Raw genomic sequence first — 22,816 nt, forward strand, 5'->3', positions numbered from 1 at the left:
ACATCTAATGTCTAATAACAAAAGAATTTTCGTAGAAAAAAGAGGAATTTTCGATGTTGAAAGTCCAAAAATTTTTGATGAAGTAAAAGCGGTTGTCCCGGCAGTTCAAAGTGTGAAAGTATACAATGTATATGATATTTTCAATCTGAACGACGGAGAATTTGAAAAAGTGGTAAACAACACTTTCGTAGACCCTGTTACTGATATTTTACATACAGAAAACCCTGCAAAGGCTATTCATTTCGGAATGGAATTTTTGCCGGGACAGTATGATCAGAGAGCAGACTCTGCGCAGCAGTGTATCGCTTTGCTGACTGAAAATGAAAAATCAAAAGTAAGAAGTGGAAAATTAATCGAATTTGAAGGAGTTTCTGAAGCTGATTTGATTAAAATCAAAGACCTTCTGATCAACAAAGTAGAATCTCAGGAAAAAGACTTATCCATTCTGGATATTCCTGCAGATGAAACCCCGTCAAAAGTAATCATCCACGAAAATTTTATCAATTTCAATGATGCAGAACTTGAGAACTTCTATAACAACCACGGCTTTGCATTAGGGTTGGATGACCTGAAATTCATTCAGGAATACTTCAAAACTGAAGAAAGAAATCCTACGGAAACAGAATTAAAAGTATTAGACACGTATTGGAGCGACCACTGTCGTCACACTACTTTCGAGACAGAATTGTCAGACATTCAGTTTGAAGGTCAGTTCAAACACACATTGGAAACTATTTTCAATGATTATATCGAAAAAAGAAAATTCTTAGGCCGTGAGCTGAAGCCAATTTCCTTAATGGACCTGGCAACAGTATGCGGTAAATATTTCCATAAAACAGGGAATCTTGATAACCTTGTTATTTCTGATGAGATCAATGCATGTACCATTCAGATCGAAGCAGAATACGACGGTAAAAAAGAACCTTGGTATTTACTATTCAAAAACGAAACGCACAATCACCCAACTGAAATTGAACCTTTCGGTGGGGCATCTACTTGTTTGGGAGGGGCAATCAGAGATCCGTTATCCGGAAGATCTTTTGTTTTCCAGGCCATGAGATTAACGGGTGCTGCAGATGTTTTGGAATCTGTAGATAAGACATTACCAGGAAAATTACCTCAGAAAACGATTACAAAGCAGGCTGCCAACGGATATTCTTCTTACGGTAACCAGATTGGTCTTGCTACCACAATGGTTTCTGAAATCTATGACGAAGGCTATAAAGCTAAAAGAATGGAAGTTGGTTTCGTAACCGGAGCCGTTCCTGTAGATTGGGTAAGACGTGAGAAACCTGCTAACGGTGATTCAATCATCATTTTAGGAGGAGCAACAGGTCGTGACGGAGTAGGAGGAGCAAGCGGAAGTTCAAAAGAGCAGGACGAAACTTCTATCCACACCATGAGTTCGGAAGTTCAGAAAGGAAATGCTGTAGAAGAGCGTAAAATCCAGAGATTATTCAGAAATCCTGAGGTAACAAAGCTGATCAAAAAATCAAACGACTTCGGAGCAGGAGGAGTTTCTGTAGCAATCGGTGAAATTGCAGACTCTTTAGAAGTAAACCTTGATGTATTACCATTAAAATATGAAGGATTAAACGGAACCGAGCTGGCTATTTCCGAATCTCAGGAAAGAATGGCGGTAGTTGTGGATCCTCAGGATAAAGAAAAATTCATTAAATTCTGTGAAGCTGAAAACATTGTTGCGGTAGAAGTAGCAAAAGTGACAGATTCAGGAAGAATGCAGATGTTCTGGAAAGGAGATAAAATTGTGGACCTTTCAAGAGCTTTCTTAGATACCAATGGATGTTCAAAATCTCAGGAAGTGAAAATCACTCACCTTGAAGAAGTAAAAGAAGAAACAAAAGCTTTCACAGCAGAAAACTTCCTGAACATCTTAAAAGATAAAAATGTAGCTTCCCAGAAAGGACTGCTTGAAATGTTCGACTCTTCAATTGGAGCAACCACGGTAGCAATGCCTTTAGGTGGTAAATACCAGCAGACCCTTATGGAAGGAAGTGTACAGACACTACCGATCTTAGGTGCAAAAGATATTAAAACCGTTTCTTTGGCAAGCTGGGGATTCGATGCTGAAATCTCAAAACAAAACTCACTGTTAGGAGCATCTTATGCTGTCGTAGAGAGTGTGGCGAAGATTGTGGCGATGGGAGGTGATTATAAAAACATCAGACTAAGCTTTCAGGAATACTTCGAAAAATTAGGGCAAAATCCTGAAAAATGGGGTAAACCTCTAGCTTCACTTTTAGGAGCTTACAATGCGCAGATCAATTTAGGTCTTGCAGCCATTGGAGGAAAAGATTCCATGAGTGGAACCTACCAGGATCTGAATGTTCCGCCGACCTTGATTTCTTTTGCATGTGCCAACGGAGATAAAGAAAATATCATCTCTCCTGAATTGAAAAGTGCAGGGAACAAACTGTATTTCTTCAATCACGTTGCTCAGGAAAGCGGACTTCCAAACTATGATGCTTTAAAAGAAGCTTTTGAATTCATTTTCGAAAACATCAAAGCAGGAAAAATTGTTTCTGTAAAAACAGTGAAAGAAGGAGGTTTGGCAGTAGCTTTAGCAAAAATGAGCTTCGGTAACAGATTAGGAGCTGAAATCAATGCTGACGAAGCTGTTTTATTGGCTAAAAATATCGGTAGCCTGATCATTGAAGCTAAAGAAGAATTAAGCTCAGCTGCTCTTCAGTTGATCGGAGAAGTAAAAGATTCAGGGATTTTAAAGATTAATAATCTCGAAACCCGAATCACGAACCTCGAAGCCGCATATACCAATACATTTGAGAATCTCTTCCCAACACTAGAAAAAGAAAAGATCACGGTTGAAATTGATGAAAAATCAAACTCAATCCATCCAAGAAATATCATCATTAAAAAACACGGAATTGCACAGCCGAAAGTATTTGCTCCTGTATTCCCGGGAACTAACTGTGAGTATGACACACTGAATGCATTCCAGAAAGAAGGTGCCGTAGTTAGCAGCTTGCCTTTAATCAATATCAATCACCAGTTATTGGATGAAAGCATTGATGCCTGGGTAGAAGAGATCAGAACTTCTCAGATTCTGGCCTTCTCAGGAGGTTTCTCTGCGGGTGATGAACCGGATGGTTCTGCAAAATTCATTGTCAACGTTCTGAAAAACGAAAAAATGAAAAATGCAGTACACGAATTATTAGACAGAGACGGGATGATTATCGGGATCTGTAACGGATTCCAGGCATTGGTGAAATCAGGATTGTTACCTTACGGAAGAATCAAAGATCTGGATGAAAACTCTCCAACGTTAGCTCATAATGCCATCAGAAGACACATCTCTCAGATGGTTACAGTACAAGTAGTGAATGACGAAAGCCCTTGGTTAAAAGGAATGAAAGGACAAACTTTCACAATTCCGATTTCCCACGGAGAAGGACGTTTCATGGCTTCAGAAGAAGAGATTAAGAAATTGTATGAAAACGGGCAGATTGCTACTCAATATATTGATCTTGATGGAAACATTGCTCACGGAATGCCATTCAATCCTAATAACTCTTTATTCGGAATCGAAGGAATCACTAGTCCATGTGGAAAAATCTACGGAAGAATGGGGCACCCGGAACGTTTTGCAGAAGGTCTCATGAAGAATATACCAACCGCGAATTATCACAATATATTCAAAAACGGTGTTGAATACTTCAAATAACAATACAAGAAAAATGATCGTCATCCATGGCGGTCATTTTTCGTCTTTAGGAGGTTTCTACGAAGAAGCTTCCAACGTTCTCATGAAGGATACAGACTGGAAAGTAGGAACACTAGATGGCTTTGATGATATTCTCTACGGAGGTTTCGGAGTGATTGAAGGCAAAGAAAAAATTGAAATCATCTGGAAAGAAGCAGAAAAGTCAAAAGAAGACTTAGGCTTTAAGGCTACCCGTGAATTCTACGAAAACAAAATCCGACAGGGAAAACCCTTCAATATAGAATTAATTCAGCGAAAATTAGATGAATTGACTGAAGGGAAAGGCCAGACGCTTTTTGAAATTCTGGTGGAAATTATAGAATCACATACGAATATTACGCTGACATTAGAATGATGTAATGAGTAATAAGTAATTTTGTTATATCAGCTTCATCCAATCAACTTGTTGATTCATTCTTTGCTTCCTTGGATAAACATACTCACAATAAAACCTTTGCGTCAAAAATTTAACCATTAAGAATAATAAAGATTGTAAGAAAAGTTAAGATTCATCGCCGATGAATAGGGAATTCTGCTTCATAATAGCTTTAGCTGTTGCCTTAATAATTCTTTATTCCTTCAAAAATCTTAATGGTTCAACTAAGTTTATTCAACCAGGGTACAAATTGGTCTATAGCTAAGTGAAACGCCCTTGCGAACGAAAACATAAAAGTTAAACCATGAGCGTCTTTTGCGTTAAAAATCACATAAAATTGAGGAGAATTATTTCCCTTAAACGATTTTTTCTTAATACTTTTACTTCAACAAAACAGGAAACAATAAAGTTCAATGAAGAAAATTATTTACGGGCTGTTCTTCGGTGACAGCATTACCTATGGAGAATATGACGGCGTTTTTGGCGGCTGGGTAGATATTCTGAAAAGATATGCCCTGCAGAAATTTCATGAAGGAAACGGAGATGAACTGATCCTGTTCAATCTCGGAATAGGAGGAGAAACCACAGAAGGATTGCTCAAAAGAATTCCTCATGAACTGGCTGCAAGAAATTCTGCTGATGGAAATATCGTTTTTCTAAGCTATGGAGCCAATGATCTTGCAGTAAAAGATGGAGTACAGATTGTAGATCCTGACAAATTTAAAACCAATATCAAAGAAGCTGTCGCACATGCCGGGCAGTTTTCCAATACCATTTATCTTGTAAGCATTCTCCCTTTCTCTCAAAAAATAGATGGAGTAGTAGTCAGCTCCGGGAAGAAAAGAATCAACGAGGATGTGGTTGTTTACAATCAAATTTTGAAAAATATTGCAGCAGAAGACTCATTGGGATATATAGATTTTTATTCTGCTTTCCTGGATGATAAAGAAATTCTGCTTTCTGCAGACGGTGTGCATCCTAATGAAAAAGGCTATGGAATGATGGCCGAAATCGCAATTCCAATCATTGAAAAGTATCTGTAATGCCTAATTTATTTTCTTATGGAACCCTGCAGAAAGAGCAGGTACAGCTTGAAACTTTTGGAAGAATTTTACAAGGTGAAAAAGATATCTTATCAGGCTATAAATTAAGTATGCTTGAAATTACAGATCCTGAAGTACTTCGGAAAAGCGGTCAGAAATACCATCCTGTACTTGAATTTTCAGGGAATGATAATGATCAGGTAGAAGGAGTACTTTTTGAGGTGAGAGAAGAAGAAATTCTTCAGGCAGATGAATACGAAGTAGATGATTATAAAAGAATAGAAACAGTCTTTAAATCCGGGAAAAAAGGATTTATCTATGTCGGAAAATAGTTTCTCATCTTTTAAAACATCCCCATACTGCCATTGCGAGCAAAGCGAAGCAATCCCACTGTCTCATATAAAGTTTCAACGAGGTCTTTGTCATTCCGGGCAAAGCAAGGAATCTAAGCTTGAATGTTCTCTCGCAGATTTCGCAAATGAAGTAACTTTTAGACTTAATAGGTGCTTTTCTACTAATATGACCAATTTAATATTCAATGGAATTGGGCTTTAGCCCACTTATCTTATAAATAAATCCATTGGCTTTAGCCTAAATTTAAAAAACTACTGACATACCCTTGTCACAACCTGTTTTTATCTTTGTGCTAACAAAAAATCAATAAATGAATAACGTAAAAATAGAACCTTTTAAGGTGATCGGGATCTCTGTAAGAACAACCAATGAAAATGGACAGGCAGGAAAAGATATTCCGGTATTATGGGAGAAAATGATCAGCGAGAATATTGTCAATTCAATTCCAAATAAAATAGACAATACCATTTATTCCATCTATACAGATTACGAAAAAGACCATACAAAACCTTATACAACGGTTCTTGGATGTAAAGTCGAAAACCTTGATAACATCCCGGAAGGAATGGTTGGCTATTCTTTTGATGGAGGAGATTATCTGAAATTTGTCCCAAAAGGAGACCTTTCAAAAGGGTTGGTTATCAACGAATGGATAAAAATCTGGCAAATGGGTTTGAACAGAACATTTACCGCCGATTTTGAAGTGTATGGAGAAAAAGCACAAAATCCTTCAGATGCCGAAGTAGATATTTTCATCGCTGTAAAATAACAAAAAGTGAAAGAACCTGCCTTCACAACCTTTGAACTGAAGACGTGATATTCCCCTCCTTCGGAGGGGTGTCAAAAATTCAAAGAATTTTTGACGGGGTGGTTAAACAATATTTGTCAACAATTCCCTAATTTTAATTGAAAACATATTTCCCATACACCAAGACTCCGACAATCACAGATGCAATGGCTGTCAGCAATACAGCTCCGGCTGCAATGTCCTTAATAAAGCCAATTCTTTTGTCGAAATCAGGTTGAATGATATCACAGATCTTTTCAATAGCGGTATTAAAAATTTCAGCACTTAAAACAGCGAATGAGGCAATAAGAACCAAAGCGGTGTCTGTGTTGCTCAGGTTGAAATAAAAAATAAGGAAGAGATTGACAAAGAATACCAGAAGTTCAATCTGGAAATTTCTTTCTGTTTTAATCATCATAAAAACACCCCGGAAAGCATTGAGAAAACTTTTATGGATGGGAGGTTTTTGCATAAATTTAAACTTTTGAGACAAAGATAGTCTTTGTATTTTGATAAAATAGAGTTCCCCGAAGAAATATAAGCATAATATCAAGGCTCAAAACAAATTAAGGATCTTTGTTAAAAACTCCTCCATATTATTCTTTTCTTTGTTGTATGTATTTATTATATTTGTAGAAACTTATTTTATAAATCTATGAAATTTATTATTTCAAGTGGTGAACTGCAGAAGGCTTTGCAAACTGTAAGTGGCGTAATATCAAGCTCTCAATCGAGACCGATTTTAGAAAACTATCTTTTTGAATTAGACGGAAATAATGTTACCATTACAGCATCTGACGGCGAGACAACTCTTGTTACTTCCCTGGAAGTAAAGTCTGATGATACAGGTAAATTTGCTGTTCCTGCTAAAATTTTTCAGGATTTTATCAAGACATATGGTGAACAGCCTCTGACATTTGTTGTAAAAGACAATGCCGAAGGTACCGGAAGCCAGCTTGAGATTTTAGATGAAAAAGATAATTTCGCAGTAGCATTAGACAATGCTGATGACTATCCTGAATTACCGGAATTTGACGCTTCCCAAAGTGTAACGATGCCGGCAGGAGTTTTGTCTGAAGCTTTGACAAACACACTATTTGCTACAAGTAACGACTCTCTTCGTCCGGTAATGACAGGAGTGCTTTTCCAGTTTGGAGAAAATGAAACCAATTTCGTTTCTACAGACTCCCACAGATTGGTGGTGTACAAAAGAGCAGACCTGATGAATGCTGAGCCGATGGAGTTTATCATGCCTAAAAAGCCTCTTAACATTTTCAAAAATATCCTGGCAAGTTCCAATGAAGACGTTACCATTGACTTCAATGAGAATATGGCTAAATTTACTTTTGGTAAGCATATCTGGATCTGTAGACTGATTGACGGAAAATATCCGAACTATACTGCGGTAATTCCAAAAGAAAATCCAAATGTATTGACCATCAATAGAAACCTGTTGCTGGGAGCAATCAAAAGAGCGTCTATCATGTCCAACAAATCTACCAATCAGGTGAGATTCAAGCTTTCCGGAAATATTCTTCACCTTCATGCAGAAGATACTGAATATGCAAATAAAGCTGACATGCAGATTCCTTGCGACTACAACGGAGAAGATATCAATATCGGATTCAGTTCAAAATTCTTAACAGAAATGCTTACGATTTTAGGATCTGATGATATTACCATGAAAATGTCCCAGCCTAACAGACCAGGAATCATTGAACCTCTTGATGGTCTTGAAGAAAATGAAAATATCTTAATGTTATCAATGCCGGTAATCGGATTGTAATATTGATTTAGTATACAAATAAAAAGCCGGAATTTTCCGGCTTTTTTTGTAGGGTCTAATCGACTTAGGAATCAGGAGCGTTAAGAAAATTTAAATGTAATCCGCCAAAAAAATTCCATTGTCTGAGCATGGGATATACTATTGAACCGAAGAAGAACCAGATGATCCATGCGAGTTTGGAAATTTTAGGAGTACATTCAAATTTTTAGCGGATGATTCCCGTCTTGAACTTTTGTATACTTTTGCTTCAAGGCAAAAGTATAATAAGAGAAAGGCGTATTCAAAAGAATATTAAATCAATAGTGTTATTTGTGAATCATTAGCGTCATTAGTGTTTAAATCAACTCATCATGGAAATAAAAATACAGTCTTCCCAAACCTCAGATTTTTCCGCAGAGTTCACAACTGAAAATTACAGCGTGTTTCTATGGAAAGGTTCCGGTGTTTTCTCAGTAGATGGTATTAATTATTCTTACAGCGGATACAATATTCTCTTTCTTTCTCCTTATCAAAAGGTGAAACTGGTTTCGGAATCTGATGAAAATATCCACGTGCTTTTCTTTCACGGAGATTATTACTGTATAGAATATCATAAAAAAGAAGTGGCTTGTAACGGACTTCTTTTCAATAATATTTATCTGAATCCGAGTGTTGAGCTTTCGGAAGAGAGTTATCATTATATTCTTGAGCTTTTTAATCATATTAAAAAAGAAGAACGTGAAAAGCATCCGCTTTCGGAATCCATTATCAAAACCTATATCCAGCTCATTCTTGCCATTGGAAGCAAACAGAAAAGCAGTATTGAAAACAGCATAATTTCTAATGAAAAGCTTTCTAATAAAAATGCTGCAGAATTTCAGAAACTTCTGGAAACGTATTTTAAAACAGAAAAAGAACTGTCATTTTACAGCGATAAACTGAACATTACCAATAGTACATTAAGCAAGGCAGTAAAGAAAGAATTCTCCAAAACACCCAATCAGCTTATCAATGAGAGAATTATTCTGGAAGCCAAAAAATTGTTGCATTTAACTTACAGATCTGTAAAGGAGATTGCTTCTGAACTGGGATTTGAAGATGAATTTTATTTCAGCAGGTATTTCAAAAAGTCAGTAGGCTGCTCTCCTAAAAATTACAGAGAAAAAGTGGGGATCTCCGTGGTGGCGAAAATGTCCATGTAATGTCCTGAAATGTCTATGTTGGTGCTGCAGGCATGTGAATACCTTTGGTAAAAAATAAATCACATGAAAAACAGCAGACTTTATCACCAATTATTACAATGGGATACGTACTTTTTCAATTTTCTCAGAATTTCAATTTTCATCGTTATGGCCTGGATTGGAGGCTTGAAAGCCTTTCATTATGAAGCTGATGGAATTGTGCCTTTCGTTGCCAACAGCCCTTTGATGAGTTTTTTCTACAAAAATGCAGACCATAAAGTTATTAAGGAAGATAAAAAACGGGTTGCAGAATACACTTTGTATAAAAATCCTGAAGGAAAAGTGGTTCAGAAAAATATTGACTGGCATCAGGAAAACGGAACATATGCCTTTTCCTACGGTTTAGGGACAATGATCGTTGTAATAGGAGTTATGGTATTACTGGGGATTTGGTTTCCTAAAATTGGAACAATTGGAGGTGCTTTAACATTTTTAATGTCATTGGTTACCCTGTCATTCCTGATCACTACTCCTGAAGTTTACGTCCCCAATCTGGGCGGAGATGGAGTGACACCTCAATATGGATTTCCGTATCTGTCAGGAGCAGGACGTCTCGTATTGAAGGATATTATCATGATGGCCGGAGGGTTGGTATTATTTTCTGATAGCCTGAAGAAGCTGGTGAAACCATTGGACCAATAGTTTCATGAATCAGCAGCACAAAGATTAACGAAAATTTATTATCTTAAAATCGCTTGTAAATTTCTCTATTTCTCAAAAAAACACGACATTTGTAGCTCGAAAAATCACACCGGAAAAGGAGTGGGATTTCAAATAAAAGTTTCAAAATAGAGCAGGTGGAATCTAGAACTCATCTGACGAATTAAATAAGTAGATAGATTAACAAATGAAAATATCAAACAACTGGCTGAAGGACTTTGTAAAAACGGAATCAAAAACTGAAAGAATCGGTGAATTCCTTACAGATATAGGTCTAGAGGTTGAAGGGATAGATAAATTTGAAAGTGTAAGAGGCAGCCTGGAAGGAATTGTTGTAGGTAAAGTACTTACCTGCGAAAAGCATCCTAATGCTGACAAACTGAAGAAGACAACTGTAGACGTAGGAAACGGAAAAGTGTTGAACATTGTTTGCGGAGCTCCTAACGTAGAAGCGGGGCAAACTGTTCCTGTAGCCGTTGTCGGAACAAAAATCTATGACAAGACCGGAAACTTTTTTGAAATTAAAGAAGCAAAAATCAGAGGTGAGGTTTCTCAGGGGATGATCTGCGCAGAAGACGAATTAGGTCTTAGCGATGATCACGGAGGAATTATGGTGCTGGATGAAACAAAATATGAAGTAGGGAAAAACTTTGCAGACTATTTTGAGTTGACCAATGATGAGGTTTTTGAAATCGGATTGACACCGAACAGAACAGATGCTATGTCTCACTATGGTGTTGCCAGAGATTTACACGCTTATCTTTCTACGAACCAACTGAAGTCACAATTTAATAAAGTAGCCTCTGAAGTTTTGAATAATGAAGGAACTCATGATTTCAAACTGGAAATTGAAGATGCAGAATTGTGTCCAAGATATATCGGCGCTGTGATTGAAGATGTAAAAGTTGCAGAATCACCATCCTGGTTGAAAGACAGACTGAGAGCGATCGGACTAAGCCCGATTAATAACGTTGTAGATATTACCAACTATATTCTTCACGGATACGGACAGCCGCTTCACGCATTTGATGCAGATAAAATTGCAGATAAAAAAGTGAAAGTAGGTGTAGTAAAACCGGGAACAAAATTTACAACTTTAGATGGTGTTGAAAGAACATTGAATGGTTCTGAAATCATGATCAAAGACGGTAAAGATAAACCGATGTGTATTGCCGGAGTATTCGGAGGTGAGAATTCAGGAGTATCTGAAACTACAAAAACAATATTCCTTGAAAGTGCTTACTTCAACCCGATTGCAGTGAGAAAAGGAGCAAAAGCGCACAGCTTGAATACAGATGCTTCTTTCAGATTTGAGAGAGGAGTAGACCCGAATCTTACCAGAACAGCCATCACTCACGCTATTAAAATGATTCAGGAAATTGCTGAAGGTAAATTGGTAGGTGACTTATTGGAAGAATATCCTAAGAAAATAGAGGACAATTACGTGATCCTTAGATTCTCTAAAATTGAGCAGATTTTAGGAACAAAAATCCACAGAGAAAAAGTAAAGGAAATCTTAAAAGCATTGGAAATTCAGGTTTTAAATGAAATTCCAAACGGTTTCGAAATCTCAGTTCCTGCATACAGAGCAGATGTAACAAGAGAAATTGACGTGATTGAAGAGATTTTAAGAATCTACGGATACAATAAAATTGATGCTCCACAGAAGATTTCATTTACTCCTGTTAAGCTAAGTGCTAACGATCAGGATGAACTGGAAAACAGCTGGGCAAGAACTTTACAAGGCCTTGGTTTCAATGAAGTAATGAACAACTCTTTAACTTCTGTAAAAGATGAAACAGATGCTGTAAAACTATTGAATCCTTTAAGCGGAGATTTAGCATTCATGAGAAAGTCTTTATTGGAAGGACTTCTTCAGAATACAGTATACAATATCAACAGAAAAAATCAGGATATCAAATTCTTCGAATTAGGAAAAATTTATCACAAAAAAGATAAATACGAAGAAAGAAAACAACTGGCATTACTGGTTTCCGGAAGAGACGTTGCAGAAAACTGGCTTCAGCCAAAATCTGCGGTAAGCTTCTATAACCTTAAAGCGTATGTAAAAGTTTTATTGGAAAGATTGGCTGTAGATTACAAAGAAGTAGCTCTAACTGATGACAGATTCTCTGATGCATTGGTATATGAAGCGGATGGTAAAGCATTGGTAAGAATCGGAAAAGTAGCGCCTGCCTTATTGAAAGACTTTGATATTGATCAGGAATGTTTCTATGCAGAAATTGAACTGGAATTTGCTCAGGAGTTACGTTCTAAAAATGAATTGAAATTCAAAGATATTCCGAAGTTTAACAAAATCAGAAGAGACTTAGCTTTATTGATTGATAAAACAGTTAACTATCAGGATCTATATCAGACGGCTAAGAAGAACAAATCTCCATTCATTAAAAACATTAATCTGTTCGATGTGTATGAAGGTAAAAATCTTCCTGAAGGTAAGAAGTCTTATGCAATGAGCTTCGAACTGTTAAACGAAGAAAAAACACTGGAAGAAAAAGAGATTACAGAGGTAATGGATTCTCTGATCAAAGCTTTCCAGAAAGAATTCAACGCTGAGTTGAGATCTTAATCATTGAAAATATATATTTCAACATAATAGAAACGGACTTGTTTAAGTCCGTTTTTTTGTTTTATTGCGTTGTTGTTAGGCTTGGGCTAAAGCCAAATGAATTTTTGTGGATAGAAAAACGGGCTAAAGCCCGTTCCTATTGAATTGCATTAGTGATATTAGTGAAAATATTAATGTTATTCGTGTTTAAAATGGAAATTTTGTATAAAAACAATCTATCCACAGTCTTTATCACTCCGTAAGAGTCTCAATATATTTTATAAACCAATTATAGTATAGATTCCTTGCTTTGCTCGGAATGACAAGGGTATAGTATTAAAATTTTATCGGAGATAAAATCTTTGCGTCTTAAACCTGCTGTATATTAAGAAATTTGTGCCTTTGCGTTTTCCAACTTATGACTGTATAATAAGATCTTTTGCTCTGAAAAATATTCAAAATATCAAATGTTAAAGAATAATAAAATTCACGGCAGCCCGTTTAAATAATATAATTTCCGTAAATTTGGGTTAATTCAAAAAGAAAAAAATGAAAAATCTTTTTTTAAGTATATGTACAGCTGCAGTATTGGCTTCATGTGGATCTATGACAAGCCCGTCTGCATCTAAAGTAGGAAAAGCTCAGCCTGCTCTTGCCAGCACAAAATGGACATTGGCTGAAACGGTAAAAGGTAAAGTTCCTACATTGAATATTGAAGGAGAAAAGATCACCGGAAATGCAGGATGTAACAACTATTTCGGAACGGCTACCATAGATCCGTCTACAGGAAGTTTTACAGCCGGACAGATGGGATCTACAAAAATGATGTGCAGCAACATCGGGGTAGAACAGAACTTTATGGATATGATGGGGAAAGCTAACAAATATGTGGTTTCCGGAAATACTTTAGAATTGTACAAAGACAATCTTTTGCTATTGAAATTCACTAAATCAGAATAAAAAAACAAAAGGAACTCAATTGAGTTCCTTTTTTATGTTTAGAGTGTTATTAATCTTCCTCTTCTTCGTCGTACTTAGCCAACTCTTCATCGCACCATTTGAATGCTGCTTCTACTACTTTAGTAGCCTCGTCTGCCATCGTTTCTTCATCATCACCTTCAAGATCATCTAACCACTCAACTTCTTCTTCCTCAACGTTTAAGATAAATCTTGGATATTCTGTATGAACTACGAATAGATCCTCTGGAAATTCCGAATTATCTGCTAATAAAAACTTTGGTAATTTCATTTTTTTAATGTTTTAACTTTCTCAAAGATAAATAAAATTATTGATTTAAGATGACTTCAAAAACATTTTTGAAACTTTTTCAGCTTTTTTGCTTTCAGAATAATCGTAGAACCCTTCTCCTGATTTTACACCCAGTTTTCCGGCTGTCACCATATTCACAAGCAGTGGGTTCGGAGCGTACTTAGGATTTTTGAAACCGTCATACATAACGTTCAGAATAGCAAGGCATACATCAAGACCAATAAAGTCTGCCAGCTGAAGCGGACCCATTGGATGAGCCATTCCCAGTTTCATTACCGTATCAATTTCTTCTACACCAGCCACTCCGTTATAAAGGGTTTCGATAGACTCATTGATCATTGGCATTAGAATTCTGTTGGCCACAAAACCTGGATAATCATTTACCTCTACAGGAACTTTACCCAAAGTTTTACTCATTTCATAAATGGCATCAAAAGTCTCTTTGGAAGTAGAGTATCCCTTGATAATTTCTACCAGTTTCATGATAGGAACCGGATTCATAAAGTGCATTCCGATTACTTTATCAGCTCTTTTGGTAGCCGCAGCAATTTTTGTGATAGAAATAGAAGAAGTATTAGTTGCAAGGATACAGTTGGCAGGAGCCAGTTCATCCATCTGACCAAAGATCTTTAATTTAAGATCCAGGTTTTCTGTAGCTGCCTCTACAATAAGATCTGCAGAACCTGCAGCATCATTCAATGCTGTAAAAGTAGTGATGTTACCTAAAGTTTCAGCTTTTTGCTCCTCTGTAAGGTTTCCTTTTGCAATGATTCTGTCAAGATTCGTAGTAATGGTTTTTAAACCTCTGTCCAAAGCTTCCTGGGATACATCTACAAGATTTACTTTAAAACCGCTTTGTGCGAAAGTATGTGCAATACCATTCCCCATGGTTCCCGCTCCGATAACTACAATGTTTTTAATCATTTTTCCTTTATTTTTTATAGATAGTTAAATTTTTTGCGTCTGTAAGATCCGATTGTGTGACAACAGCTGTAGAGTCAAAGGTAACATTTCCTACACTCTGGCTTTTTTTACTGTTATTCTGATTGGAAACAGTAGCCGTTAAACCTCTTATCAATCGTTTTTTCTGATTCTTTGTAAGAAAATCGGTGCCAACATACAATGTATATTCGCCTTCTCTTCCCATCCCTTTTTGGATCAGGACTTCCAGGCTTTTGATCTGGCTTTTGTTCTTAAATTCTTTCAGAAAGCTCATCACAGGCTTATCAGAGGCAGGGCCACAGCATACACTTCCGTAGCTGATCTCTAAATAATTCTGATTCTTCTGTGCGTAAAAGAGCGTGAAAGCAAACAGAGCCGTTGTTAGTATTATTTTTTTCATGTTAAATCGCTTTAAAAATAAGCTTAAAATTTTACTTATTAAAATATTCCCAAACCTCCCTGGAAATATCTGAAATCATCCTGCAGTTGACTGCATCCGTTTCCGTTGAATTACTGACAAATACGGCTAATGCATAATGTTTTCCATTCGGTAAAGTAATGATTCCTATTTCATTTTCCGCACCTGTCAAACCTGCTTTATTTTTCCCGGAAGCTCCCGTTTTTCTTGCCACGGGAGTGTTTTTGGGAAGTTGTTCCACCATTTTATTCAATCCTGTGGAAGTAGACCATAGTACTTTCATCAGATAATCTGTAGATTTTTTGGAAAGTATTTTCCCGTCATAGAATTTTTTAAGGACATCGACTGCTGATTTTGTCGTGCTGTAATTTTCATATTGAACATTCCAGTCTTTATGCATATCCTCTTCATTATATTTGATCTGAAAACCTTTTACTCCTTTGGAATCCATGAATTTTTGAACAGTCTGAGTTCCTCCCAATAATCTGAGAAGAATATCACAGCCGTTATTATCACTTTTGGCAACGGTATATTCAATCACTTCACTTAACGGAACTTCAACATCTTTTCCTGCATATTGATCACGAAGCGGCGACCACGTATTCTCTAGTAAATTTGACTGATCCAGTTTGATTTTCTGATCCAGAGAAAGCTTTCCGTGGTCTACAGCATTCAGAACCGCTGCGGCAATGTGAAACTTGAATACACTTTGCATTGGCAGCTTTTTATCTGCATTTTTATTGTATGTAAAACCATTTTCAAAACCTAAAACAGAAACGCCTACCGTCGCTTTTTTGTTTTTGAGAATTGAGTTTATTTTTTGTTCCAGCAGAGAAGTCTGAGCAAAGGTAAATGCTGAAATCAGAAGGAAAAAGAGCGCTGTTTTTTTCATAATATGATCATTAAAAAAGCCCTCTTCCAAAGACCGGAAGAGAGCTGCAATTTAAGACAATTATTACTATTTTAATTCAAAATAATTCAGATTAACACCATCATTTTCAAAGACAATTCTGATCTTGTTTTCCCCTTTTTGAAGGCTGATGTTTTTTGCTGATACCGTTTTCCAGTTTTCATTTCCACCCGTGGATGCCAATGATACTGTAGCTAAAACTTTTCCTGAAGCCGTTTCAATTCTTATTTTAGAATCGTTGGCCGCAGAATATCTGATATCCATCGAATAACTTTTGTCTCCTTTGGACTGAACTGTGTACTGAAGCCATTCTCCGGTTTCTGTTTTTCCTACATAATACTGATTGGTAACTTTATCATTACATTGATAAATATCCACCCCGTCATTTCTCATCTGCTGTCCGGAGTTCCATTCCGATCTTTTTGCCGGATCACTTACCCAGAGATTGATAAAATCCTTATCCAGATAGGCAGCACCCATTCTTCCCAAATCATATTCTGAAGCAAATATTCTTCCCGGAGCCTGGTGATTTCTGAAAGGTTTTGTAGAAGCATCTGTAATCTGTCTGAACATCGCATCAATCACATCCCTTTTAATTTCCGTGTTGTTCAGCTTATAATTGTCGGCAATCTGTAATAGAGCTTTTCTTGCATACTCTTTAGAAGGCTTTTCACCTCCGTTTTTCCAGTAATCCAACAGCTTTTCATATTCAGGAGTGATTTTTACATTGGTAATTCCCGCGATATTATCAATCTTTTTCATCGGCCAGAAGGCGTATCCTATATTATGCTTGCCTAAAAGCTGAATCAACTCAGTAAACCATACATTAGAGTTTTCTCCCGTTTCTCCAAGCCATATCGGCATATTGTGTTTCTCTCTGAGATCCAGCGCGAATTGAATGGTTTGATCATCATTGTAATTCCAGTATTTATGAAAACTGAAGGCCATATTATTATCCCAGATCTCCGGAAGCCCGTTATAATTATTTCCCCATCCGTTTCCTTCAATAAAAATAATATGCTTTTTGTCCACCTCTCTGATGGCTGCTGTAATATCTTTCTGAAGTTTCCAGAGCGGAGCATTGGACATTTCATCTGTACCATTCGCGTTTTTACCTGTGAAGTTGATATTGGGTTCATTAATCAGATCATAGCCTCCGATCCATGGATTATCTTTATACCTCTCAGCCAGTTTTTTCCAGAGGGCAATTGTTTTTCTCTGATTTTCTTCACTGGCCCAAAGTGAAGGCTTAGATTTGTCATTATCAGATATATTCGCATCATTTCCCTGGCCTCCTGGTGCTGCATGCAGATCGAGAATCAGGTATATTTTGTTATCGGTACACCATTGAAGAAGATCATCAGTCATTTTAAAACCTTCATCCAGCCACGTATCTTTTCCTTTGGCAGGTTCCTTTTCAATCGGTAGCATATAAAGATTATAATGCATGGGCAGCCTTATAGAATTGAATCCTGCCTTGGCAAGAAAGTCAATATCCTGTTTTGTGATTCCGTTTTTCAGGTACGCTTTGTAGAACTCATTCATTCCGTCTTCACCAATCAGTTCTGCAATTTTCTCCTTAATCTTATACTGAGGGCCTGCAAAATCGGCAGTTTTCAGCATATAACCTTCCTGTAGCATCCAACCGCCCAGCCCAAGGCCTTTCAATTGAATATTTTCACCTTTATCATTAACGATTTTCTGTCCTGAAGTCTTCAGTAATTGTGATGTCCCAAATTGAGACAATAAAAGTGCGGATAATAGAATGGCTCTTTTCATAGTAATTGCAATGTTTAAAATAATAGGAAAAATATTAGAAATAATACGGAATGGTGGTCAAACGAGATGAATCAAAGTTCACATCTTCGCGTTTGCCGGATATCCATATATGTAAAACAAAATTTTTCAATGCTTTATTGAATTATTCTTCAAATATATTGTTTTTTTGTTTTGAAAAGGATTTTTTTATTGATAAATCAGTAATTATTGATGAAAAGTTTTTATTTCATTAAAAGTTTTAAAAAATACAAAGCAGAAATTAACAGAATAAATAATATCGCTTCATCAAATCGATTTTTAATCGATTCAACCTTTGCTCACTCAATACAATGCAGAGCTGAGAATGAACCTTTGCGTTAATAATAAAAAAAAATGCTATCTCATAACCAATTATTCTGATTATAAGATAGCTTTGTACTATTGCTGATTAAGAGTCAGCGTATTTTTAACTGATCAGTTTCATAATCTCTAAAGCCACTTTCAACGCTTCGGTACCATCTTCAAGAGAAACTTCTACATTTTTGTCGTCAGTAATGGCGTCAGCGAAAGAATTTAATTCGTCCAGAATAGCATTGTTGGGCTGGATATTCGGATACTCAAACAGGATCTGGTTCTTTTCTCCTTCTGCATTTTCAATGATCATATCAAATGGAGTAGGGTTTTCGGGAGCATCTTTCATTCTGATCACTTCAGCCTTTTTCTCAAGGAAGTCAACGGAAATATAAGCATCTTTCTGGAAGAATCTGCTTTTTCTCATCGCCTTCATAGAAATTCTGGAAGTCGTAAGGTTGGCCACACATCCGTTTTCGAACTCTATTCTTGCGTTGGCAATATCCGGAGTTTTGCTGACTACACAAACACCACTTGCGTGGATATTTTTCACTTTGGATTTCGCAATGCTTAATAAGATATCAAGATCGTGAATCATAAGATCCAATACCACAGAAACATCTGTACCACGGGGATTAAATTCAGCCAGCCTGTGGATTTCAATGAACATCGGAGTACTGATGTATTCCTTCGTAGCAATAAACGCTGGGTTGTATCGCTCAACGTGTCCTACCTGTGCTTTGATTCCTTTTTCCTGGCACAAACGAAGAATTTCTTCTGCCTGCTCAAGAGTTTGGGTTACCGGCTTTTCAATAAAGAAATGAAGGCCTTTTTCAATAGCTTTTAAAGCATAATCATAATGATAAACAGTTGGAGTGACAATATCAAGCATGTCAATCTGCTCAAGCAATTCATCAAAATTTTCAAAATATTTATATCCGAATTCGGCTTCTAATTTTTTTCCGTTTTCAACATCTTTATCATGGAAACCTACAAATTCATATCTATCTGACTGATTAAGAAGTTTTAAATGTATTTTTCCCAAGTGTCCGGCACCTACCAAACCTGCTTTTAACATAGCTGTATTAAATTTTTGTAAAGATAGTGAATGTACATTTATAAAATACATGACTTTTCACTTGGTGATAGTCAGGAATGAAAGTCTTCATTCATTAAAGAAATTATACTAAATTCACGGTTAGAAAAATAGCTATGAAAAGAATAATTTCGATTGTAATCATCTCTGGATTATGCACTGCCGGATGTATAGGAGATAGCCCATATGACCCGCAGGCCAAATGTGGTACTCCTACAAATCTGATATTTGAGAAAACAAATAATCGACTTTCCTGGAGCTTTATCAGTATGGGAGAAGGCTATTATGAAGTACAGTATGGGGAACAGGGTTTCTCTTTAGGAAAGGGAATCACAGTGGTCACCAATAAGAACTTCTATAATCTCCCTCTATATAAAGATAACAAATATGATCTTTATGTAAGAAAAAACTGCGGAATTGACAACGGCCGGAGCAACTGGGCAGGACCTGTCACCGTATTGGCCGGCACTACTACCACCTGCGTAAAACCAGAATATGCAACCTATTCGAAAACAACCTCTTCTGCGAATTCTTCTATTTTTGATGCTACAGTATCCTGGGAAAATGATGGAGTTTCTGCATATGAAACTGTTCTGACAACTAGTTTTGCTCCTCCTGCAAGTGGAGATTTGGTGTTTGCAGGCCAAAAAGCTGTTTATGTAGGATTAAGTAAAACAGTGAATTATAACTTTTTTGTGAGAAAAAGATGTGCTGATAATACCTTCAGTGATTTTTATGGTCCTTATCCGATACAATGGAATTAAAAATAAAAACACAGCAGTCAAAATAATGGCTGCTTTATTTTTGGGATATTCTTTGTTCCGATTTGAAATCTAATTTCTAATTTCTTACTTTTGTCAAATGCAGGATTCGTTTGTACATAAAGGAAAAAGAAAGATTTTAGTAGACTACCTTCGAAACAGAATTGGTATTTCGGATGAAAATGTACTTTCGGCAATGAATGAAGTTCCAAGACACCTTTTTATCGAAAGTATTTTTGAAGATTTTGCCTATGAAGACAGGGCATTTCCTATTCTCGCCCATCAGACCATTTCCCATCCGTCCACGGTAGCGGAACAGTCTGAATTGCTGAAGGTAAAACCAGGTGAAAAAGTTTTGGAGATCGGAACAGGATGTGGATACCAGACCGCAGTTTTAATGGCGATGAAAGCTCATGTCTATACGGTGGAAAGGCAGAAAGACCTTTTTGATTTTTCCAAAAAGAAACTCAGAGAACTTCATCTGTTTCCAAAATTTCAGAGTTTTGGAGATGGTTTTGCCGGGCTTCCAACTTTTGCTCCTTTTGACAAAATCATCGTAACCTGTGGCGCTTCTACATTACCCACAGAGCTTTTAAAACAACTGAACATCGGTGGAATAATGGTGATCCCATTAGGTCCAACGGATGAACAGGTTTTATACAGATTTACAAAAGTAGGCCCTACAGAATTTGAAAAAGAAGAATTCGGAGCTTATAAATTTGTTCCGATGCTTGGAAATACAAATCAATAATGTATTACAGACAAGGACTGGTCAACCTGCTGGTTTCAAATACCTGTTCTTAGCCATAGTTTGTGTTTTTGAAATTCGATAATTAATAAGATTTAATTTTTTTTAATACATTTTAAATCTGTTTCGGAATAAAAATTGGATTCACATGAGAACCCAATCACTAAAATCTTAATATTATGGACACGAACAGATTCAAGGCGTCACATGATTTTAGTAATCTTCAGAAAAATCTGCACAATAATCCGGGATACAGTATAGAAAGCTATTCCCAGCAGGTGAAAGATTACCTTCATGACATGAAAAGCAGGAATCAGGAAGCTACCAAACAAGGATTTATGGCGCAGGCTCAGAAATCTGCAAAAGAAGTTTGGACAGAAATTCAGGAAATTGCTTCTGAAGCCTGGGAGAAAAACAAAGACCATTCGGATGAAGAGAAATAATTTTTTAATATTAAAGTTCAATAACCTTACTTTTTGCGAGTGAGGTTTTTTATTTAAAATAATCAAACCACAGTACAATGAAAGTTTTTATCAATAAAAGAATTCCCGAAACAGGAATTGAAATGCTGAATGAGGCCGGTCTGGAACTTATATTTCCGGAAAAGGAAACCCTTTCTTACGAAGAATGGATTCATTACTGTAAAAACACTGACACCATACTCAATGTGGGCGGAGATTTCAAATATGATAAGAATTTTTTTGATGCCTGCCCGAATGTCAAAGCCATTGCCTTATATTCTGTAGGATTTGATCACGTTGACATTAAAGAAGCTACGCAAAGAAATATTCCGATAGGGAATACTCCTGATGTTTTGAGCAGAGCTACTTCAGATGTTGCTTTTTTACTGATGCAGTCTGTTGCCAGAAGAGCAAGCTATAATTTTCAGAAAGTAAAAGATGATAACTGGGGAGCATTTGATCCTCTACACGTCCTGGGCCAGGAATTATATGGAAAAACACTGGGGATTTTTGGATTGGGCCGAATCGGGTATGAAATGGCTGAAAAATCAAAAAAGGCTTTTGGTATGAACATCATTTACCACAACCGCCATCAGAATGAAAAAGCAGAAAAAGAGCTGGGGGCAGCTTATGTTTCTTTTGAAGAATTGATCAGAAACTCAGATGTATTGAGTGTACATGCTAATTTTACCCCTGAACAGAAAGAATTGTTTAATTATTCAATATTTGAACAAATGAAGCCAGACTCGATTTTCATCAATACAGCCAGAGGAGGTTTTCATAGTCAAAAAGATCTTTATCAGGCACTTGTTGACAAAAAAATCTGGGGAGCGGGTCTGGATGTTACCAATCCGGAACCAATGTCTGCAGATGATCCTATTCTGGGACTTTCAAGTGTCTGTATTCTGCCACATATCGGTTCTGCGACTTTGGAAGCCCGAAATGGAATGGCCAGACTGGCTGCAGGAAATATTATCGCTTTTTCAAAAAATGAAAAAATGCCGAATTGTGCAAATCCTGACGTTTATTCTCATCAATCATCATAACTTGGAATTATTTTTGTTCTGATGATATAAACCTAAAATCTTAAATACTATGGCACCAGAGAAAAATATTAATGAGCAAAACAAGAGATTAGAACAGATGGATTATAGCCCTAATGAAGATATATTTAAGAGAGAAAAACATATTTCGCTCGATGGCGACGGAAATCCTATTCTGGATGAAGACTTTGATGAAGATAAAATCGATAAAGGCCTGGATATCCCTGGAGCCGAGGATGATGATGAAATGGAAGAAATAGGTGCAGAAGATGAAGAAAATAATTACTGGAGTCTCAGCGATAATGAAGATGACCATGAAGAAGAAAACGATGATGTTTTAACTTAAATTTTAACGATACAAAAACCAGCCTTATTGAATTTCAGTAAGGTTTTTTTATGCTGAATAACGACTAATATGGGTAAGGGCAATTCCCCTCCCTCGGAGCTAATCTTGTAGGAGTTTTCAAATAAGCTTAAATTTGTTTTGTGAAAGATTTTGAAATAATCAAGGGTTTACGTCC

Annotated in this window: 22 protein-coding genes; 15 read left to right on the top strand and 7 right to left on the bottom strand. The window is 36.6% G+C overall.

All coding sequences use genetic code 11. The features are described 5' to 3' along the window. Nucleotides 1-7 precede the first annotated feature (7 nt). From AC59HC_RS06515 to AC59HC_RS06535, 5 genes are all read left to right on the top strand, one after another. Nucleotides 8-3,703 carry a phosphoribosylformylglycinamidine synthase gene (locus tag AC59HC_RS06515; RefSeq protein WP_496558267.1) on the top strand — a complete coding sequence of 1,232 codons (3,696 nt, stop codon included), beginning with the start codon at nt 8-10 and terminating at the stop codon, nt 3,701-3,703. Next, the gene (locus tag AC59HC_RS06520; RefSeq protein WP_343638932.1) at nt 3,684-4,097 is read left to right on the top strand and encodes a barstar family protein; all 414 of its coding nucleotides are present in this window, start codon (nt 3,684-3,686) and stop codon (nt 4,095-4,097) included. Before AC59HC_RS06515 ends, AC59HC_RS06520 begins: the two co-directional genes overlap by 20 nt. Before the next feature lie 434 nt (nt 4,098-4,531). After that, nucleotides 4,532-5,161: an SGNH/GDSL hydrolase family protein gene (locus AC59HC_RS06525; RefSeq protein WP_496558268.1), complete on the top strand. Its 630-nt coding sequence runs from the start codon at nt 4,532-4,534 to the stop codon at nt 5,159-5,161. After that, nucleotides 5,161-5,493 carry a gamma-glutamylcyclotransferase family protein gene (locus AC59HC_RS06530; RefSeq protein WP_110011058.1) on the top strand — a complete coding sequence of 111 codons (333 nt, stop codon included), beginning with the start codon at nt 5,161-5,163 and terminating at the stop codon, nt 5,491-5,493. The genes AC59HC_RS06525 and AC59HC_RS06530 overlap by 1 nt, the downstream gene beginning before the upstream one ends. A 332-nt stretch (nt 5,494-5,825) precedes the next feature. Continuing rightward, nucleotides 5,826-6,284 (top strand): GyrI-like domain-containing protein, encoded by a 459-nt coding sequence (locus tag AC59HC_RS06535; protein WP_110011059.1) that lies wholly within the window; start codon nt 5,826-5,828, stop codon nt 6,282-6,284. 133 nt (nt 6,285-6,417) lie between these two features. Here the strand turns inward: AC59HC_RS06535 and AC59HC_RS06540 are convergent, their stop codons facing one another. After that, entirely contained in the window at nt 6,418-6,774 is a 357-nt protein-coding gene (locus AC59HC_RS06540; protein ID WP_110011060.1) for a diacylglycerol kinase family protein, read from the bottom strand. 183 nt (nt 6,775-6,957) lie between these two features. On the opposite strand from AC59HC_RS06540, the gene dnaN reads away from it, so the two are divergent. The 5 genes from dnaN to AC59HC_RS06565 all read left to right on the top strand — a co-directional run bounded on the left by dnaN (nt 6,958) and on the right by AC59HC_RS06565 (nt 13,497). Next, nucleotides 6,958-8,088 carry a DNA polymerase III subunit beta gene (gene dnaN, locus AC59HC_RS06545; protein WP_034699704.1) on the top strand — a complete coding sequence of 377 codons (1,131 nt, stop codon included), beginning with the start codon at nt 6,958-6,960 and terminating at the stop codon, nt 8,086-8,088. A 350-nt stretch (nt 8,089-8,438) separates the two neighbouring features. Then, entirely contained in the window at nt 8,439-9,269 is an 831-nt protein-coding gene (locus AC59HC_RS06550) for an AraC family transcriptional regulator (RefSeq protein ID WP_496558269.1), read from the top strand. 63 nt (nt 9,270-9,332) lie between these two features. Further along, nucleotides 9,333-9,950, top strand: a complete 618-nt coding sequence (locus AC59HC_RS06555; RefSeq protein WP_411412887.1) for a DUF417 family protein — start codon at nt 9,333-9,335, stop codon at nt 9,948-9,950. A gap of 205 nt (nt 9,951-10,155) precedes the next feature. Continuing rightward, the gene (gene pheT, locus AC59HC_RS06560) at nt 10,156-12,558 is read left to right on the top strand and encodes a phenylalanine--tRNA ligase subunit beta (RefSeq protein ID WP_496558270.1); all 2,403 of its coding nucleotides are present in this window, start codon (nt 10,156-10,158) and stop codon (nt 12,556-12,558) included. Between the two features lie 528 nt (nt 12,559-13,086). Continuing rightward, on the top strand, nt 13,087-13,497 hold the full coding sequence (locus tag AC59HC_RS06565; RefSeq protein WP_047433591.1) for an META domain-containing protein: 411 nt from the start codon (nt 13,087-13,089) through the stop codon (nt 13,495-13,497). A 49-nt stretch (nt 13,498-13,546) separates the two neighbouring features. Here the strand turns inward: AC59HC_RS06565 and AC59HC_RS06570 are convergent, their stop codons facing one another. From AC59HC_RS06570 to AC59HC_RS06595, 6 genes are all read right to left on the bottom strand, one after another. Continuing rightward, complete coding sequence (locus AC59HC_RS06570) at nt 13,547-13,786, bottom strand: DUF8828 family protein (RefSeq protein WP_002977986.1); 240 nt, start codon at nt 13,784-13,786, stop codon at nt 13,547-13,549. 45 nt (nt 13,787-13,831) lie between these two features. Further along, complete coding sequence (locus AC59HC_RS06575) at nt 13,832-14,728, bottom strand: 3-hydroxybutyryl-CoA dehydrogenase (protein WP_170872097.1); 897 nt, start codon at nt 14,726-14,728, stop codon at nt 13,832-13,834. A gap of 10 nt (nt 14,729-14,738) precedes the next feature. Further along, nucleotides 14,739-15,149 carry a hypothetical protein gene (locus tag AC59HC_RS06580; protein ID WP_496558271.1) on the bottom strand — a complete coding sequence of 137 codons (411 nt, stop codon included), beginning with the start codon at nt 15,147-15,149 and terminating at the stop codon, nt 14,739-14,741. Between the two features lie 31 nt (nt 15,150-15,180). Further along, nucleotides 15,181-16,059, bottom strand: coding sequence for a CGA/CIA family class A beta-lactamase (gene bla-A, locus AC59HC_RS06585; protein WP_496558272.1), 879 nt, complete (start codon nt 16,057-16,059; stop codon nt 15,181-15,183). A 66-nt stretch (nt 16,060-16,125) separates the two neighbouring features. Then, nucleotides 16,126-17,856: a cellulase family glycosylhydrolase gene (locus tag AC59HC_RS06590; protein ID WP_496558273.1), complete on the bottom strand. Its 1,731-nt coding sequence runs from the start codon at nt 17,854-17,856 to the stop codon at nt 16,126-16,128. Nucleotides 17,857-18,301: 445 nt separating this feature from the next. Beyond that, nucleotides 18,302-19,264, bottom strand: a complete 963-nt coding sequence (locus AC59HC_RS06595) for a Gfo/Idh/MocA family protein (protein WP_330746879.1) — start codon at nt 19,262-19,264, stop codon at nt 18,302-18,304. Nucleotides 19,265-19,398: 134 nt separating this feature from the next. Between AC59HC_RS06595 and AC59HC_RS06600 the strand changes: the two genes are divergently transcribed. From AC59HC_RS06600 to AC59HC_RS06620, 5 genes are all read left to right on the top strand, one after another. Continuing rightward, nucleotides 19,399-20,046: a hypothetical protein gene (locus tag AC59HC_RS06600; RefSeq protein ID WP_411412891.1), complete on the top strand. Its 648-nt coding sequence runs from the start codon at nt 19,399-19,401 to the stop codon at nt 20,044-20,046. A 97-nt stretch (nt 20,047-20,143) separates the two neighbouring features. Further along, nucleotides 20,144-20,794 carry a protein-L-isoaspartate(D-aspartate) O-methyltransferase gene (locus AC59HC_RS06605; protein WP_110011068.1) on the top strand — a complete coding sequence of 217 codons (651 nt, stop codon included), beginning with the start codon at nt 20,144-20,146 and terminating at the stop codon, nt 20,792-20,794. A gap of 176 nt (nt 20,795-20,970) precedes the next feature. After that, a complete protein-coding gene (locus AC59HC_RS06610; protein ID WP_110011069.1) occupies nt 20,971-21,234 on the top strand; it encodes a prevent-host-death protein in 264 nt (87 codons plus the stop codon). A 77-nt stretch (nt 21,235-21,311) separates the two neighbouring features. Then, a complete protein-coding gene (locus AC59HC_RS06615) occupies nt 21,312-22,298 on the top strand; it encodes a 2-hydroxyacid dehydrogenase (RefSeq protein WP_496558274.1) in 987 nt (328 codons plus the stop codon). A gap of 49 nt (nt 22,299-22,347) precedes the next feature. Continuing rightward, a complete protein-coding gene (locus AC59HC_RS06620; RefSeq protein WP_110011071.1) occupies nt 22,348-22,641 on the top strand; it encodes a hypothetical protein in 294 nt (97 codons plus the stop codon). Nucleotides 22,642-22,816: the final 175 nt, after the last annotated feature.

The sequence above is a fragment of the Chryseobacterium sp. DZ-32 genome (assembly GCF_059587025.1).